This is a genomic window from Streptomyces sp. NPDC107559 (assembly GCF_055657365.1).
In genome coordinates this window covers 19,791-34,929 of sequence record NZ_JBVKBD010000024.1, presented here as the reverse complement: position 1 = coordinate 34,929, position 15,139 = coordinate 19,791, and the positions used below count along the sequence as shown (strand labels likewise).

Here is a 15,139-nt window from a genome sequence, read left to right as displayed (position 1 = left end):
GGCCTGTCCGGCGTCGCCGCACCGGTCCGGGTCCGCCCGTGCGGATCCGCACGCCGTCGCGCCGGACGTCACACCCGGGGCGAGGTCACACGCGGGGCGAGGTCACACGCGGGGCAGGGACTCCACGCCGATGCCGCCCTCGATCGCCAGGATCCGGTGCAGCCGGGTGGCCACCAGCAGGCGCTGCATCTGCGGCGGTACACCGCGCAGCACCAGGCGCCGGCCGATGCGGCCGGCCCGCCGGTGGACCCCCATGATCACTCCGAGTCCTGTGGCGTCCCAGGAGTCGAGTCCGGACAGGTCGAGCACGAGATCGCCGACCCCGTCGTCGACGGCCGAGTGCAGGACCGTACGGGCGTCCGCCGCGCTGCGGACGTCGAGGCGGCCCCCGACGACCAGCTCGGCGTGGTCGCCCCTGATGTACATATGCGCTCCCCGAGAGTGCGGTGGCGTACTCCGTGACGATGACTGTGCAACCTTTGACTGCTTCAGCAGCCACCTGGTTGCCGTCTGTAAGCGAACCGATACCGAATTCACCCCCGGGGGTGATGCCCCCCGGGGTCTGTGCGGTTTCGGCGCCGATACGTACGTGGCGTTCAGTACGTGTAGAAGCCCTGCCCGCTCTTGCGCCCGATGTCACCGGCGTCAACCATCCGGCGCATCAGCTCCGGCGGCGCGAACTTCTCGTCCTGGCACTCGGTGTAGATGTTGCCGGTGGCGTGCAGCAGGATGTCGACGCCGGTGAGGTCCGCGGTGGCCAGCGGGCCCATGGCGTGGCCGAAGCCCAGCTTGCAGGCGAGGTCGATGTCCTCGGCGGAGGCGACGCCCGACTCGTAGAGCTTGGTCGCCTCGACGACGAGCGCCGAGATCAGGCGGGTGGTCACGAAGCCGGCCACGTCGCGGTTGACGACGATGCAGGTCTTGCCGACGGACTCGGCGAACTCCCGCGCGGTGGCGAGGGCTTCGTCGCTGGTCTTGTAGCCGCGGACGAGCTCGACGAGCTGCATCATCGGCACCGGCGAGAAGAAGTGCACCCCGACGACCCGCTCGGGGCGCTCGGTCACCGCCGCGATCTTGGTGATCGGGATGGCGGAGGTGTTGGAGGCGAGCACGGCGTCCTCGCGCACGATCTTGTCGAGCGCGCGGAAGATCTCGTGCTTGACCTCCAGCTTCTCGAAGACGGCCTCGACGACGACGTCGGCGTCGGCGACGGCGTCCAGGTCGGTGGTCGCGGTGATGCGGGCGAGCGCGGCTTCGGCGTCCTGCGCCTCCATCCGACCCTTGGCGACGAACTTGTCGTACGACGCCTTGATCCCGTCGGTGCCACGCTTGAGCGCCTCGTCGGTGACGTCACGCAGGACGACGTCCCAGCCCGCCTGCGCGGAGACCTGGGCGATGCCGGAACCCATGAGGCCGGCTCCGATGACGGCAAGCTTCCGTGCCACTGTGCGACTCCCCTACTGCAACCGTGACTAACACGCTGTTTATGTCTGACTCTCCGGCGGACCCTAGCGCTCGCGCGCCGCTGTGTGACCGGTTAGTAACGCGCGTCACGTCTCATCTGACGGACATCACACCGGCAGGCGCAGACGCCCGCCCCGGACGGCGCAGCCGGGCGCCGCACCGCCCGAAAACCCCTCGATGCCGTCGCGGCGCACGCGCGGCTCTCGTGACGCTTCGCCCGGATTGCGCCCGGCGGCCGTCGCCGGGCCGGACGGGACCGGCAGCGCCGGGCACCCGGCTCCGCGGCGTCCTCGCCGCCGTCGCCCTCGCGGCCCTCGCCGTGACGGTGGGCACACGGGTGTTCCGCGCCGCCGGGGCGTAACTACGCTGGTCCCATGGTCAATCTGACGCGCATCTACACCAGGACCGGCGACCGGGGCACCACCGCCCTCGGCGACATGAGCCGGGTCTCCAAGACGGACCCGCGGATCTCGGCGTACGCCGACGCCAACGAGGCGAACGCCGTGATCGGCGTCGCGATCGCGCTGGGCGCCCTGGACGAGGAGATCGTCACGGTCCTCGGCCGCGTCCAGAACGACCTGTTCGACGTGGGCGCGGACCTGTCGACCCCGGTCGTCGCGGACCCGGAGTTCCCGCCGCTGCGGGTGGAGCAGTCCTACGTCGACAAGCTGGAGGCGGACTGCGACCGCTTCAACGCGGAGCTGGAGAAGCTGCGGTCGTTCATCCTGCCGGGGGGCACCCCGGGCGCGGCGCTGCTGCACCAGGCGTGCACGGTCGTACGCCGGGCCGAGCGCTCGACCTGGGCGGCCCTGGAGACGCACGGCGAGGTGATGAACCCGCTCACCGCGACCTACCTCAACCGGCTCTCGGACCTGCTGTTCATCCTGGCCCGTACGGCGAACAGGGCGGTCGGGGACGTGCTCTGGGTCCCGGGCGGGGAGCGCTGACCCACGGCGCCCCCGGCCCGCCCCGCTCAGCGGCCGGTGTCGTCGCGCGCGGCGTCCCGGTCCGCCTGGGTGAGCGCCGACTCGGCGGCGTCCACCTTCTGCTGCATCTCGGAGTAGCCGGAGGGGGTGGCGGGCGTCCGCTCCGCCGTGCCGCCGTGCCCGCCGCAGCCCGCCGTGAGGACCGCCAGCAGGGCGGCGGCGGCCGCCGCCACGGCCGTGCGGCGCATCACTTGCGCCCCGCGCCGTTGTCGTTCTGCTCGCACCAGGTCTTCACGTCTGCCAGGTCCTTCTGCCGCTGCTGGAGCATCGTCGGAAGGGACTTGCGGAAGGTGAGCCGGTCCTGGAGGTAGGTGGCGATCTCGTCGTGCCCGGCCGACTTCGCGTTGTCCACGCGCTGTTGCAGACGGGCGACCGACCCGCGGGTGCCGGCATCCCCGTTCAGCCGCGTCAGGGCGCGGCCGATCCGGTCTTCGATCTTCGGCAGCCGCTTGCAGAGCGCCCGGGCGCCGTCGCCCGTCGGGGCCGCCGCGGGCGTGCTGTCGGCGGTGGCCGCCGCCGTACCGCCCGCCAGCAGGGCCGCCGTGGCGAGCCCCACGAACAGGTGCCTTCGCCGTGCGTGCATGTCCTCCTCCGTTCCCGGACGGCCGCCGTGGCCGTCCGACGCGTCGGAGGTTAGGAAGTCTCTTTGGGGAAACTCTGTGACCGGTTTGCCCCGGCTGTGCCGATCAGCCAGTCGCGGCGGCCGGGCAGGTCCCCGCCGGTGGACGGCAGCCGCACCTCGAAGCGGGCGCCCGCCCCGGCCGGGCCCTCGGTCACGCTCACGGTTCCCCGGTGCAGCGCGGTCTGCTGGGCCACCAGCGTCAGACCGAGTCCGGACCCGGAGCTGGCGGGACCCCGCCGGAACCGCTCGAAGACCCGGGCGCGGTCCTGCGGCGGCACCCCCGGTCCGCGGTCGTCGACCGTGACCACGACCTGCTCCCCGGAGCGCCGCACCCCGACCGCCACGGTCGCCCGGCCCTGGGCGTCGCGTCCGTGGGCCAGCGCGTTGGCCAGCAGGTTGTCCAGGAGCAGCCGCAGTCCCGGCTCCCAGCCGTGGACCGTCAGGCCGGGCGCCGCGTCGAGGGTGATCATCGCGTCGGGAGCCCGCCGCCGGGCCTGGGCCACCGAGGCGTCCGCCGCCTCCGTCACGTCCACGTCGCGCAGCGCCTCCGCCTCCACCAGGTCGCCGCGGCCCAGCTCCCGCAGCATCACCAACAGGCTCAGCAGCCGGGCGTGTTCGCCGCGCAGGTCGGCCAGCACCTCGGTGCGGTCCGGCTCCGGGAGGTCGGGGTGGCCGGTGAGGATGTCGAGGTTGGTGCCCATGCTCATCAGCGGGGTGCGCAGTTCGTGGGAGGCGGCCGCGGAGAAGGAGCGGGCGGTGTCGAGCGCCTCGGCGGTGCGGGCGGCCTGTTCGTCGTAGCGGGCCAGGACCGTGCGCAGGGTGGCCGCGAGTTCGTCGACCTCGGTGACCCCGGTCGGTTCGTCCGGCAGCCGGGCGGTGCTGGTCCGCGGGTCGAGTCCGGCCGTACGACGGCCCAGGCGCCGCAGCGGACCGGCCGCGCCGGAGGCGATGCCCCAGGCCAGCAGGCCGGACAGGGGTGCGGCGAGCAGTGACGTCACGGCCACCCGGCGCCTGACCAGGCGGAGTTGGGCTCGGTCGGCGGCGTCGGGCGAGAAGACCCACAGGGTGCCCGAGCCGCGCACGGTGGTGAGCGGTACCGCCAGCACACGCCAACTGGTGCCGCCCGCCCGCACGGTGACCGGTCCGCGCGTCCGGCGCGGCAGCGCGACCGAGGCGGCCGGCTGCGGTCCGCCGCTGAAGGTGCCGCCCGACCCCACGACCCGTACGCCGACGTCGAGGACGGCGCTGTACAGCTGCCGCTCCCGGGTGTCGGCCGCCTTGGGCCGGTCGGCGGCGGAGACCCGCAGCAGGGCACGGGCGTCCGGCGCCACGGCGGCGGCACGGGCCCGCAGATGGTCGTCCTCGGCGCGGTGCAGATCGCGGGAGACCAGCTGGAGCAGCAGCCAGCCGGAGGCCAGCACCAGCAGCGGCACGGTCACCCCGACCGCGAGCCCGATCCGGGTCGACAGCCTCACGACGGCTCGCCCCGCAGCACGAAGCCCACCCCGCGCACGGTGTGCACCAGTCGCCGCTGCCCGCCGGCCTCCAGTTTGCGCCGCAGATAGCTGACGAAGGTGTCGACGGCGTCGGTGCGGACGTCGACGTCGTAGCCCCAGACCCGCTCCAGGAGCTGGTCGCGGGTGAGGACCAGTCCGGCGTTGCGGGCGAGCACCTCCAGGAGCTCGAACTCGCGCCGGGTCAGTTCCAGGCTCCGCCCGTCCCGCAGCGCCGTACGGGCCGCCGGGTCGATGACCAGGTCCGCCACCCGCAGCACCTCCCCCGCCGGCGGTCTGCGCCGCAGCAGCGCCCGCAGGCGCAGCACCAGCTCCTGGAGGGCGAACGGCTTCACCAGGTAGTCGTCCCCGCCCGCCTGGAGCCCGGCTATCCGGTCGGCGGTCTCGTCCAGCGCCGAGAGCATGAGCACGGGCAGGTCCTGGCCGTCGGCGCGCAGCCGCGCGCACACCTCGATGCCGCTCGTGCCGGGCATCGACACATCCAGGACGAGCACGTCGGGCGGCGCCTCGCGGACGGCGTCCAGGGCGGCCCGCCCGCTGTCCGCCGTCCGCACGGAGAAGCCGCTCAGCCGCAGTCCGCGCTCCAGCGAGCGCCGGATAGCCGGGTCGTCGTCCACCACCAGCACCGCCCCGGGGCGGACCCTGTCGCTCATACGGTCAGCGTACGGCGCCCGGGCCGGCGGGGGTGCGGCGCGGTGTTCCGCGCAGGGTGCCCCGGACCTTGTTAGAGCAACGGACTACCCTCCCACCGGAGTTGAGGACTCCACTTCCCAACTGCCATAGTGGTCCAGACCTATTGACCTATGGTCCAGACCTTTCTATTCTCACGGGCACCGTGGGCGTGAAGGCTCAGTTACGCCCCCTCCCCCAACTCCCCTTGAGGAGGCGCGGAATGCGCTTCAGACAACGTGCGACGGCGGGGCTCGCCACCCTGCTGCTCCCCCTGGCCGGCCTGGTCGGCCTGGCGAGTCCCGCCCAGGCCGCGAGCACCGCCACCGCCACCTACGCCAAGACCCAGGACTGGGGCACCGGCTTCGAGGGCAAGTGGACGGTCACGAACACCGGCACCGCGGCCATCAGCTCCTGGACGATCGAGTGGGACTTCCCCTCCGGCACGTCCGTCACCTCCGCCTGGGACGCCGACGTCACGTCCTCCGGCACCCACTGGACGGCCAAGAACAAGTCCTACAACGGCACCCTGGCCGCCGGCGCCTCCGTCTCCTTCGGCTTCAACGGCGCCGGAGCCGGCTCGCCCTCCAACTGCAAGCTCAACGGCGGCAGCTGTGACGGCGGCACCACGGTCCCCGGCGACAGCGCACCCAGCGCGCCGGGCACCCCGACCGCCTCCGGCATCACCGACACCTCGGTGCAGCTCTCCTGGAGCGCCGCCACCGACGACAAGGGCGTCAAGAACTACGACGTCCTGCGCGGCGGCACCAAGGTCGCGACGGTGACCACGACGTCGTACACCGACACCGGTCTCACCGCCGGCACCGACTACTCGTACACCGTCCAGGCCCGCGACACCGCCGACCAGACCGGTCCGGCCAGCGGCGCCGTCTCGGTGCACACCACCGGGGGCACCACCACTCCCCCGCCCACCGGCAACAAGGTCCGCCTCGGCTACTTCACCGAGTGGGGCATCTACGGCCGCAACTACAACGTCAAGAACCTGGTGACGTCGGGCTCGGCCGCCAAGATCACACACATCAACTACGCCTTCGGCAACGTCACCAACGGCCAGTGCGCGATCGGCGACTCCTACGCCGACTACGACAAGGCCTTCACCGCCGACCAGTCGGTCAGCGGCGTCGCCGACACCTGGGACCAGCCGCTGCGCGGCAACTTCAACCAGCTCCGCGAGCTGAAGGCCAAGTACCCCAACATCAAGGTGCTGTGGTCCTTCGGCGGCTGGACCTGGTCCGGCGGCTTCGCGCAGGCGGCGGCCAACCCGACCGCCTTCGCCAACTCCTGCTACAACCTGGTCGAGGACCCGCGCTGGGCCGACGTCTTCGACGGCATCGACATCGACTGGGAGTACCCCAACGCCTGCGGTCTGTCCTGTGACAGCAGCGGTGCCGCGGCCTACAAGAACCTGATGCAGGCCCTGCGCGCCAAGTTCGGCTCGAACAACCTGGTCACCGCGGCCACCACGGCGGACGGCACCTCCGGCGGCAAGATCGACGCCGCCGACTACGCGGGCGCCTCGCAGTACGTCGACTGGTACAACGTGATGTCGTACGACTTCTTCGGCGCGTTCAACGCCCAGGGCCCGACCGCCCCGCACTCCCCGCTCACCTCGTACAGCGGCATCCCCACGCCCGGCTTCACCACCGCCGACGCGATCGCCAAGTTCAAGGCGAAGGGCGTGCCCGCGAGCAAGCTGCTCGTCGGCATCGGCTTCTACGGCCGCGGCTGGACCGGCGTCACCCAGGCGGCGCCCGGCGGCACGGCGACCGGCCCGGCGGCCGGCACCTACGAGCAGGGCATCGAGGACTACAAGGTGCTCAAGACGTCCTGCCCGTCGACCGGTCTCGTGGCCGGCACGGCGTACGCCTTCTGCGGCAACAACTGGTGGTCCTACGACACCCCGGCCACCATCGGCACCAAGATGGCCTGGGCCAAGTCGCAGGGCCTCGGCGGCGCCTTCTTCTGGGAGTTCAGCGGCGACACCAGCAACGGTGAGCTGGTGAGCGCCCTCAACAGCGGACTGTCGTAGAACAGTTCGGAGGCTGAAAGACCGACGCTCCCCTGGACCTGGTCCAGGGGAGCGTCGTCGTATGGGGGGAGCGTCAGCCGAGCCTCAGGCGACGTTCACCCGCTGGCCGGGCGGGGCCGCCTCCAGCCAGGCGAGAAAACCGGTCAGCGCGTCCTCGCTCATCGCCAGTTCCAGACGGGTGCCGCGGTGCAGACACGCGAGGATCACCGAGTCGGACAGCAGCGCCAGTTCCTCCTCGCCGTCGGGCAGCCGGCGGCCGGCCACCTCGATCGACGCGCGCTCCAGGACGCGACGCGGGCGGGGGGCGTAGGAGAAGACCCGGTACCACTCGATGCGGTCGCCGTTGTAGCGGGCGACGCCGTAGCTCCAGCCCTTGCCGCTGGTGTCGGACTTCTCGGGAACGTCCCAGCGCAGGCTGCAATCGAAGGTGCCGCCCGAGCGCTGGATGAGTCTGCGCCGCAGTCCGAAGACGAACAGCCCCACCACCACCAGGGCGACGACGATTGCGCACACAGTCAGAGCGAGGACCATCGGCACCGACCTCCTCGTCTCCTAGAGAACCGTAAATAGATAACGGAACGGAAAAAACATCCAGATCTGCCTCAGCCGCGACCGGCACCGGATCGCTCCGGTCCCAGCCGCGGCTGAGGGACGTCATTGCACAGCGCGCCTGCTAGCGCGCTGCCGCCGCGCGCAGTCGTACGTCCGCACGGCGCTCGGCGTGGGCGTCGCCCTCCGCCTTCGCGCGCTCCAGCTCACGCTCCACGCGCTGGACGTCGATCTCGTCCGACAGCTCGGCGATCTCGGCCAGCAGCGACAGCTTGTTGTCCGCGAACGAGATGAAACCGCCGTGCACCGCAGCGACGACCGTTCCCCCCTCACGCGTACGGATGGTCACCGGGCCCGACTCCAGCACACCGAGCAGCGGCTGGTGACCGGGCATGACGCCGATGTCGCCGGACGTGGTGCGCGCGACGACCAGGGTCGCCTCGCCGGTCCAGACCTCTCGGTCGGCCGCGACCAACGCGACGTGCAGCTCAGCAGCCAAGGTTGGCTCCTCGGGTCACCACCCGGCGGGTCTGCCGGGTGTTGGTTACAAGTCTAGTGGGCGTGACGAAGGGGGCGGGACGCGCCCGCCCCCTTCGTCAAGAGCGCGAGGCTCAGGAGACGCCCAGCTCCTTGGCGTTGGCCTTGAGGTCCTCAATGCCACCGCAGAGGAAGAACGCCTGCTCCGGGAAGTGGTCGTACTCGCCGTCGATGATCGCGTTGAACGCGGTGATCGACTCGTCCAGCGGGACGTCCGACCCGTCGACGCCGGTGAACTGCTTGGCGACGTGGGTGTTCTGGGACAGGAAGCGCTCCACGCGACGGGCACGGTGGACGACGAGCTTGTCCTCCTCGCCGAGCTCGTCGATACCGAGGATCGCGATGATGTCCTGGAGGTCCTTGTACTTCTGGAGGACCGTCTTCACACGCATGGCGGTGTTGTAGTGGTCCGCCGCGATGTAGCGCGGGTCCAGGATGCGGGACGTGGAGTCCAGCGGGTCCACGGCCGGGTAGATGCCCTTCTCGGAGATCGGACGGGAGAGAACCGTCGTCGCGTCGAGGTGGGCGAACGTGGTGGCCGGGGCCGGGTCGGTCAGGTCGTCCGCGGGGACGTAGATCGCCTGCATCGAGGTGATCGAGTGACCACGGGTCGAGGTGATGCGCTCCTGGAGGAGACCCATCTCGTCGGCCAGGTTCGGCTGGTAACCCACCGCGGAGGGCATACGGCCGAGCAGGGTCGAGACCTCGGAACCGGCCTGCGTGAAGCGGAAGATGTTGTCGATGAAGAACAGCACGTCCTGCTTCTGCACATCGCGGAAGTACTCCGCCATGGTCAGACCGGCCAGGGCCACGCGCAGACGGGTGCCCGGGGGCTCGTCCATCTGGCCGAAGACAAGGGCGGTCTTGTCGATGACGCCCGAGTCCGCCATCTCCTCGATGAGGTCGTTGCCCTCACGGGTGCGCTCACCGACACCGGCGAACACGGAGACACCGTCGTGGTTGTTGGCGACGCGGTAGATCATCTCCTGGATGAGCACCGTCTTGCCGACGCCGGCACCACCGAACAGACCGATCTTTCCACCCTTGACGTACGGGGTGAGAAGGTCGATGACCTTGACGCCGGTCTCGAACATCTCGGTCTTCGACTCGAGCTCGTCGAAGTTCGGGGCCTTGCGGTGGATGGACCAGCGCTCGCCGTCGTACTTCTCGTCGACGTTCAGCACCTCACCGAGGGTGTTGAACACCTTGCCCTTGGTGAAGTCGCCGACCGGGACGGTGATGCCCGTGCCGGTGTCGGTCACCGGGGCCTGGCGGACCAGACCGTCGGTGGGCTGCATCGAGATGGTGCGGACCAGGCCGTCACCCAAGTGCTGGGCGACCTCCAGGGTCAGCGTCTTCTTCTCGCCCTCGTTCGCCGGGTCTGCGACCTCGACGTGCAGGGCGTTGTAGATCTCCGGCATCGCGTCGACGGGGAACTCCACGTCGACGACCGGGCCGATGACCCGGGCGACGCGGCCCGTGGCAACGGCCGTCTCAGAAGTCGTCGTCATTACTTGTCACTCCCCGCGGTCGCGTCGGCAAGGGCGCTGGCGCCACCGACGATCTCGCTGATTTCCTGGGTGATTTCGGCCTGGCGGGCCGCGTTGGCAAGACGGGAGAGCGTGTTGATCAGCTCGCCCGCGTTGTCGGTCGCCGACTTCATCGCGCGGCGCGTGGCGGCGTGCTTGGAAGCAGCCGACTGGAGCAGCGCGTTGTAGATACGGCTCTCGACGTAGCGCGGCAGCAGGGCGTCGAGGACGTCCTCCGCCGAGGGCTCGAAGTCGTAGAGCGGAAGGATCTCGCCCTGCGGCGCCGCCTCCTGCGCGACCTCTTCGAGGCTGAGCGGGAGCAGACGGTCGTCGAGCGCCGTCTGCGTCATCATCGACACGAACTCGGTGAAGACGATGTGGAGTTCATCCACGCCGCCGTCGGCCGTGTCCTTCTCGATGGCCTCGATCAGCGGAGCCGCGACCTTCTTGGCGTCCGCGTAGGAGGGCTCGTCGGTGAAGCCCGACCACGACTCCACGACCTTGCGCTCGCGGAAGTTGTAGTGGGCCAGACCGCGCCGGCCGACGATGTACGTGTCGACCTGCTTGCCCTCGGCCTCCAGGCGCGCGGTCAGCTTCTCCGCGGCCTTGATGGCGTTGGAGTTGAACGCGCCTGCGAGACCGCGGTCGCTCGTCAGGAGCAGCACCGCGGACCGCACGACCGTCTCGGCCTGCGTGGTCAGCGGGTGCTTCGTGTTCGAGCCGGTACCGACCGCCGTGACCGCGCGGGTGAGCTCGGTCGCGTACGGCGTGGAGGCCGCCACCTTGCGCTGTGCCTTGACGACACGCGAGGCGGCGATCATCTCCATCGCCTTCGTGATCTTCTTGGTCGCGGTGACGGATCGGATGCGACGCTTGTAGACCCGGAGCTGGGCTCCCATGAGTCAGGTCCCTTCCTTACGTCACTTGGCGGCAGCGGCCGGAGCGTCCTCGCCGAGCAGCTTGCCGTCGGAGGTCTCGAACTGCTTCTTGAAGGCCGCGATCGCGTCCGCGACGGCGGTGAGCGTGTCGTCCGACATCTTGCCGCCCTCCTTGATGGAGGTCATGAGGCCCTGCTCCTTGCGGTGCAGGTACTCCAGCAGCTCCTTCTCGAAGCGGCGGATGTCGGAGACCGGGACGTCGTCCATCTTGCCGGTGGTGCCGGCCCACACGGAGACGACCTGGTCCTCGGTCGGCATCGGCTGGTACTGAGCCTGCTTGAGCAGCTCGACCAGACGCTGACCGCGCTCCAGCTGCGACTTCGACGCGGCGTCCAGGTCGGAACCGAAGGCGGCGAACGCCTCCAGCTCGCGGTACTGGGCCAGGTCGAGGCGCAGACGGCCGGAGACCTGCTTCATCGCCTTGTGCTGCGCGGAACCACCGACTCGGGAGACGGAGATACCGACGTTCAGCGCGGGGCGCTGACCGGCGTTGAACAGGTCCGACTCCAGGAAGCACTGGCCGTCGGTGATGGAGATGACGTTGGTCGGGATGAACGCAGAGACGTCGTTGGCCTTCGTCTCGACGATCGGCAGACCCGTCATCGAACCGGCGCCCAGCTCGTCGGAGAGCTTCGCGCAGCGCTCCAGCAGACGGGAGTGCAGGTAGAAGACGTCACCGGGGTAGGCCTCGCGGCCCGGCGGGCGACGCAGCAGCAGGGACACGGCGCGGTAGGCGTCGGCCTGCTTCGAGAGGTCGTCGAAGATGATGAGGACGTGCTTGCCCTCGTACATCCACTGCTGACCGATGGCCGAACCGGTGTACGGCGCCAGGTACTTGAAGCCGGCCGGGTCGGACGCCGGGGCGGCGACGATGGTCGTGTACTCCAGCGCGCCGGCCTCTTCGAGGGCGCCACGCACGGAGGCGATGGTCGAGCCCTTCTGGCCGATGGCGACGTAGACGCAGCGGACCTGCTTCTTCGGGTCGCCCGAGCGCCAGTTGTCGCGCTGGTTGATGATCGTGTCGACGGCCAGGGCGGTCTTGCCGGTCTGGCGGTCACCGATGATCAGCTGACGCTGGCCGCGGCCGACCGGGGTCATCGCGTCGACGGCCTTGTAGCCGGTCTCCATCGGCTCGTGCACCGACTTACGGGCCATGACGCCCGGAGCCTGAAGCTCCAGGGCGCGGCGGCCGGACGTCTCGATCTCGCCGAGGCCGTCGATCGGGTTGCCGAGCGGGTCGACTACGCGGCCGAGGTATCCCTCGCCGACGGCCACGGAGAGCACCTCACCGGTGCGGTGCACCGGCTGACCCTCCTCGATGCCGCTGAACTCACCGAGGACGATGGCGCCGATCTCGCGCTCTTCCAGGTTGAGCGCGAGGCCGAGGGTGCCGTCCTCGAACTTCAGCAGTTCGTTGGCCATGGCCGAGGGAAGACCCTCGACCTTCGCGATGCCGTCGCCGGCAAGGGTGACCGTACCGACCTCCTCGCGCGAGGCCGCGTCCGGCTTGTACGACTGGACGAAGTTCTCCAGCGCGTCCCGGATCTCCTCCGGCCGGATCGTGAGCTCCGCCATCTGGGTTCCCTGCTCTCCTTGTTGGGCCCGAAGTTTCACTTTGGGGGGATGGGGACTCCCCCCTGAAAGAGGTGAATCCTCTGCACGGCCCAACCAGGGCCGTAATTGCTTACGTACTGCTTATTGAGTTGCCGCGGGGGTGCTAGCTCGCCAGTCGGCGGCCGGCGTCCTCGATGCGGTCCGCGACGGAGCCGTTGATGACCTCGTCACCGACCTGCACCCGCATCCCGCCGACGACCGCGGGGTCCACGTCGAGGTTGAGGTGCATCCTGCGGCCGTAGAGCTTCGCGAGGGCGGCGCCCAGGCGCTGCTTCTGCGTGTCGCTGAGCGGCACCGCCGAGGTGACGACGGCGACGGCGCGGTCCCGGCGCTCGGCGGCGAGCGTGGACAGGGACTCGAGTCCCGACTCCAGGCTACGTCCGCGCGCGGCGGTCACCAGACGCGTCACCAGACGCTCGGTGGTGGCCTTCGCCCGGCCGCCGAGCAGCCGGTTCAGCAGCTCGGTCTTGGCCGTGACGGTGGCCTTGCGGTCGGTCAGCGCGGCGCGCAGCTCGGTGTTCGAGGAGACGATCCGGCCGAACCGGAACAGCTCGTCCTCGACGTCGTCGAGCGTGCCCGCCTTCTCCGCGGCGGTGAGGTCGGCGATGCTCGCCAGCTCCTCCAGCGCGTCGACCAGGTCGCGAGTCTGCGACCAGCGCGAGCGCACCGTGCCTGCCACCAGGTCGGCGGTGGTGCCGCTGACCTGGCCGGCGAGCAGGCGCTGGACCAGCTCCGCCTTGGCCTCACCGGCCTGCGCCGGGTCGGTGAGGACCCGACGCAGCGACACCTCGCGGTCGAGCAGCGCGGTGACGGCGGCCAGCTCGTCGGCGAGCCGGGCCGCGTCCACGGACGTGGAGTCCGTCAGCGCGTCGAGACGCTCACGGGCAGCTGCGAACGCCTCGCGGCTCGCTCCGTGTGCTGTCATCGAGCCGCCTCGGCCTTCTCCTCGAGCTCGTCGAGGAAGCGGTCGATCACACGGCTCTGGCGGGCGTGGTCCTCGAGGGACTCACCGACCAGCTTGCCGGCCAGGTCGGTGGCGAGCTTGCCGACGTCCTGCCGCAGCGCGGACGCGGCGGCCTTGCGGTCGGCCTCGATCTGCGAGTGACCGGCGGCGACGATCTCCTCGCGCTGCCGCTGGCCTTCCGCGCGCATCTCTGCGATGAGCGTGGCGCCCTGCTCCTGCGCCTCCTGGCGCAGCCGCGCGGCCTCGTGGCGGGCCTCGGCGAGCTGGGCCTTGTACTGCTCAAGGACGCTCTGGGCCTCGGTCTGTGCGGCCTCGGCCTTCTCGATACCGCCCTCGATGGCCTCGCGACGCTCTTCCAGGACCTTGTTGATGGTCGGAAGAAGCTTCTTGGCGAGGAAGCCGAAGACGATGACGAAGGCGATCAGGCCGATGACGAGCTCCGGCCACGGCGGAATGAGGGGGTTCTCCTTCTCCGCCTCGGCCGCCAGCTGAACCAGGGGGTTCACATCAGTGCCTTTCGTCGAATGGGGCTGTCGCTGTCGTTCGTCTTAGTAGACGAACGGCATGACGAGGCCGATGAGGGCCAGCGCCTCACAGAAAGCGAAGCCGAGGATCTGGTTGGCGCGGATCAGACCGGCCGCCTCGGGCTGGCGGGCGAGGGCCTGGGTGCCGTTACCGAAGATGATGCCGACGCCGACGCCCGGGCCGATCGCGGCGAGGCCGTAACCGATGGAGCCGAGGTTGCCTTCAACCGCAGCGAGGGTCTGGAGAGCGGACATGCCGGTTCTTCCTTCTCTTTCAGTGACCGGTGGGGGTTGGCCACCGGATGTCTCATGGGTGAGGGAGCGACTCAGTGCTGCTCGGCGAGCGCGCCCTGGATGAAGGTGCAGGTCAGGAGGACGAAGACGTACGCCTGGACAGCCTGGATGAAGAGCTCGAAGGCGGTCATCACGATGACCATCACGAACGAGACGGCCGAGTACGCGATGCCGATGCCGTTCAGCATGTACCAGCTGGCGATCGTGAAGAGCAGCAGCAGGGTGTGACCGGCGAACATGTTCGCGAACAGTCGGACGGCGTGCGTGAACGGGCGGACCAGCAGGTTCGAGAAGAACTCGATGGTCATCGACAGCGGCAGCACCGCACCGAGCGACTTGTCGTAGCCGGTGACGTTCTTGAAGAAGCCGACGAAACCGTGGCGCTTGAACGTCAGCGAGACCCAGGTGACGTAGACGATCAGGGCGAGCACCGCCGGGTAGGCGATGATCGAGGTCACCGGGAAGGAGGCGACCGGAATGATCGACCAGAGGTTCATCATCCAGATGAAGAAGAACAGCGAGACGGCGAGCGGTACGTACTTCTCGCCCTCACGCTTGCCGATCGTCTGGTAGACGATGCCGGTCCGGACGAAGTCGTAGCCGGCCTCGGCGACCATCTGGAGCTTGCCCGGGACGAGCTTCGGCTTGGCGAAAGCCGCCCAGAAGAAGCCCACCACGATGATGGAACCGAGCAGTGCCAGCAGCATCGGCTTGTTGAAGTACAGGCCGTCGGTGTCGCCCCAGAGCGGCTCGAACATGAACGAGTGCAGGCCCGGAGCCGGGAAGCCGCACCCGTCGTCACCGAACAGGTGACAGCTCGTGTCGAAAGCGAGCGTCTGCATCGGGTCAGCACTCACCGCGGGCTCCTTCATCGTGGCGCATAGG

At 69.9% G+C, this 15,139-nt stretch carries 17 protein-coding genes; 2 read left to right on the top strand and 15 right to left on the bottom strand.

Translation table 11 applies throughout. From position 1 onward, the window contains the following. Positions 1 to 102 precede the first annotated feature (102 nt). Positions 103 to 426: an STAS domain-containing protein gene (locus tag ACZ7OY_RS39700; protein WP_152892817.1), complete on the bottom strand. Its 324-nt coding sequence runs from the start codon at positions 424 to 426 to the stop codon at positions 103 to 105. Between the two features lie 170 nt (positions 427 to 596). Then, positions 597 to 1,445 carry a 3-hydroxyacyl-CoA dehydrogenase family protein gene (locus ACZ7OY_RS39695; RefSeq protein ID WP_472250424.1) on the bottom strand — a complete coding sequence of 283 codons (849 nt, stop codon included), beginning with the start codon at positions 1,443 to 1,445 and terminating at the stop codon, positions 597 to 599. A 393-nt stretch (positions 1,446 to 1,838) separates the two neighbouring features. On the opposite strand from ACZ7OY_RS39695, the gene ACZ7OY_RS39690 reads away from it, so the two are divergent. Then, positions 1,839 to 2,411, top strand: coding sequence for a cob(I)yrinic acid a,c-diamide adenosyltransferase (locus tag ACZ7OY_RS39690; protein WP_472250423.1), 573 nt, complete (start codon positions 1,839 to 1,841; stop codon positions 2,409 to 2,411). Between the two features lie 26 nt (positions 2,412 to 2,437). On the opposite strand, the gene ACZ7OY_RS39685 is transcribed toward ACZ7OY_RS39690, so the two are convergent. Genes ACZ7OY_RS39685 through ACZ7OY_RS39670 form a run of 4 tightly spaced genes read right to left on the bottom strand, consistent with a single transcriptional unit; the run spans position 2,438 to position 5,239 of the window. Continuing rightward, positions 2,438 to 2,638, bottom strand: a complete 201-nt coding sequence (locus ACZ7OY_RS39685) for a hypothetical protein (RefSeq protein ID WP_472250422.1) — start codon at positions 2,636 to 2,638, stop codon at positions 2,438 to 2,440. Beyond that, positions 2,638 to 3,033, bottom strand: a complete 396-nt coding sequence (locus ACZ7OY_RS39680; protein WP_472250421.1) for a hypothetical protein — start codon at positions 3,031 to 3,033, stop codon at positions 2,638 to 2,640. Before ACZ7OY_RS39680 ends, ACZ7OY_RS39685 begins: the two co-directional genes overlap by 1 nt. 50 nt (positions 3,034 to 3,083) lie before the next feature. Then, on the bottom strand, positions 3,084 to 4,547 hold the full coding sequence (locus ACZ7OY_RS39675; RefSeq protein WP_472250420.1) for a sensor histidine kinase: 1,464 nt from the start codon (positions 4,545 to 4,547) through the stop codon (positions 3,084 to 3,086). Continuing rightward, entirely contained in the window at positions 4,544 to 5,239 is a 696-nt protein-coding gene (locus ACZ7OY_RS39670) for a response regulator transcription factor (RefSeq protein ID WP_384726731.1), read from the bottom strand. Before ACZ7OY_RS39670 ends, ACZ7OY_RS39675 begins: the two co-directional genes overlap by 4 nt. A gap of 239 nt (positions 5,240 to 5,478) precedes the next feature. Here ACZ7OY_RS39670 and ACZ7OY_RS39665 point away from each other — a divergent pair, with 239 nt between their 5' ends. Then, complete coding sequence (locus ACZ7OY_RS39665; RefSeq protein ID WP_472250419.1) at positions 5,479 to 7,305, top strand: glycosyl hydrolase family 18 protein; 1,827 nt, start codon at positions 5,479 to 5,481, stop codon at positions 7,303 to 7,305. 84 nt (positions 7,306 to 7,389) lie between these two features. Here ACZ7OY_RS39665 and ACZ7OY_RS39660 read toward each other — a convergent pair whose 3' ends face one another. From ACZ7OY_RS39660 to atpB, 9 genes are all read right to left on the bottom strand, one after another. Further along, entirely contained in the window at positions 7,390 to 7,836 is a 447-nt protein-coding gene (locus ACZ7OY_RS39660; RefSeq protein WP_384726727.1) for a DUF2550 domain-containing protein, read from the bottom strand. 142 nt (positions 7,837 to 7,978) lie between these two features. After that, positions 7,979 to 8,353 carry a F0F1 ATP synthase subunit epsilon gene (locus ACZ7OY_RS39655; RefSeq protein WP_351602836.1) on the bottom strand — a complete coding sequence of 125 codons (375 nt, stop codon included), beginning with the start codon at positions 8,351 to 8,353 and terminating at the stop codon, positions 7,979 to 7,981. 112 nt (positions 8,354 to 8,465) lie between these two features. Further along, entirely contained in the window at positions 8,466 to 9,902 is a 1,437-nt protein-coding gene (gene atpD / locus ACZ7OY_RS39650) for a F0F1 ATP synthase subunit beta (RefSeq protein ID WP_472250418.1), read from the bottom strand. Further along, entirely contained in the window at positions 9,902 to 10,819 is a 918-nt protein-coding gene (locus tag ACZ7OY_RS39645) for a F0F1 ATP synthase subunit gamma (protein ID WP_351602832.1), read from the bottom strand. The genes atpD and ACZ7OY_RS39645 overlap by 1 nt, the downstream gene beginning before the upstream one ends. Before the next feature lie 21 nt (positions 10,820 to 10,840). Then, positions 10,841 to 12,433, bottom strand: a complete 1,593-nt coding sequence (atpA, locus tag ACZ7OY_RS39640) for a F0F1 ATP synthase subunit alpha (RefSeq protein ID WP_385526716.1) — start codon at positions 12,431 to 12,433, stop codon at positions 10,841 to 10,843. A 142-nt stretch (positions 12,434 to 12,575) separates the two neighbouring features. Then, a complete protein-coding gene (locus tag ACZ7OY_RS39635; protein ID WP_472250417.1) occupies positions 12,576 to 13,397 on the bottom strand; it encodes a F0F1 ATP synthase subunit delta in 822 nt (273 codons plus the stop codon). Continuing rightward, positions 13,394 to 13,942 carry a F0F1 ATP synthase subunit B gene (locus ACZ7OY_RS39630; protein ID WP_351602828.1) on the bottom strand — a complete coding sequence of 183 codons (549 nt, stop codon included), beginning with the start codon at positions 13,940 to 13,942 and terminating at the stop codon, positions 13,394 to 13,396. Before ACZ7OY_RS39630 ends, ACZ7OY_RS39635 begins: the two co-directional genes overlap by 4 nt. A 42-nt stretch (positions 13,943 to 13,984) precedes the next feature. After that, positions 13,985 to 14,215 carry an ATP synthase F0 subunit C gene (gene atpE / locus ACZ7OY_RS39625; protein WP_006381669.1) on the bottom strand — a complete coding sequence of 77 codons (231 nt, stop codon included), beginning with the start codon at positions 14,213 to 14,215 and terminating at the stop codon, positions 13,985 to 13,987. 71 nt (positions 14,216 to 14,286) lie between these two features. Beyond that, positions 14,287 to 15,126: a F0F1 ATP synthase subunit A gene (gene atpB / locus ACZ7OY_RS39620; protein WP_472250416.1), complete on the bottom strand. Its 840-nt coding sequence runs from the start codon at positions 15,124 to 15,126 to the stop codon at positions 14,287 to 14,289. Positions 15,127 to 15,139: the final 13 nt, after the last annotated feature.

Bases quoted from the DNA above. Each gene is read 5' to 3' on its own strand.
- ACZ7OY_RS39670 (WP_384726731.1), bottom strand. From the start codon at position 5,239: ATGAGCGACAGGGTCCGCCCCGGGGCGGTGCTGGTGGTGGACGACGAC.
- atpB (WP_472250416.1), bottom strand. From the start codon at position 15,126: ATGAAGGAGCCCGCGGTGAGTGCTGACCCGATGCAGACGCTCGCTTTC.
- atpD (WP_472250418.1), bottom strand. From the start codon at position 9,902: ATGACGACGACTTCTGAGACGGCCGTTGCCACGGGCCGCGTCGCCCGG.
- ACZ7OY_RS39660 (WP_384726727.1), bottom strand. From the start codon at position 7,836: ATGGTCCTCGCTCTGACTGTGTGCGCAATCGTCGTCGCCCTGGTGGTG.
- ACZ7OY_RS39685 (WP_472250422.1), bottom strand. From the start codon at position 2,638: ATGCGCCGCACGGCCGTGGCGGCGGCCGCCGCCGCCCTGCTGGCGGTC.
- ACZ7OY_RS39700 (WP_152892817.1), bottom strand. From the start codon at position 426: ATGTACATCAGGGGCGACCACGCCGAGCTGGTCGTCGGGGGCCGCCTC.
- ACZ7OY_RS39635 (WP_472250417.1), bottom strand. From the start codon at position 13,397: ATGACAGCACACGGAGCGAGCCGCGAGGCGTTCGCAGCTGCCCGTGAG.
- ACZ7OY_RS39645 (WP_351602832.1), bottom strand. From the start codon at position 10,819: ATGGGAGCCCAGCTCCGGGTCTACAAGCGTCGCATCCGATCCGTCACC.
- ACZ7OY_RS39690 (WP_472250423.1), top strand. From the start codon at position 1,839: ATGGTCAATCTGACGCGCATCTACACCAGGACCGGCGACCGGGGCACC.
- ACZ7OY_RS39665 (WP_472250419.1), top strand. From the start codon at position 5,479: ATGCGCTTCAGACAACGTGCGACGGCGGGGCTCGCCACCCTGCTGCTC.
- atpE (WP_006381669.1), bottom strand. From the start codon at position 14,215: ATGTCCGCTCTCCAGACCCTCGCTGCGGTTGAAGGCAACCTCGGCTCC.
- atpA (WP_385526716.1), bottom strand. From the start codon at position 12,433: ATGGCGGAGCTCACGATCCGGCCGGAGGAGATCCGGGACGCGCTGGAG.
- ACZ7OY_RS39680 (WP_472250421.1), bottom strand. From the start codon at position 3,033: ATGCACGCACGGCGAAGGCACCTGTTCGTGGGGCTCGCCACGGCGGCC.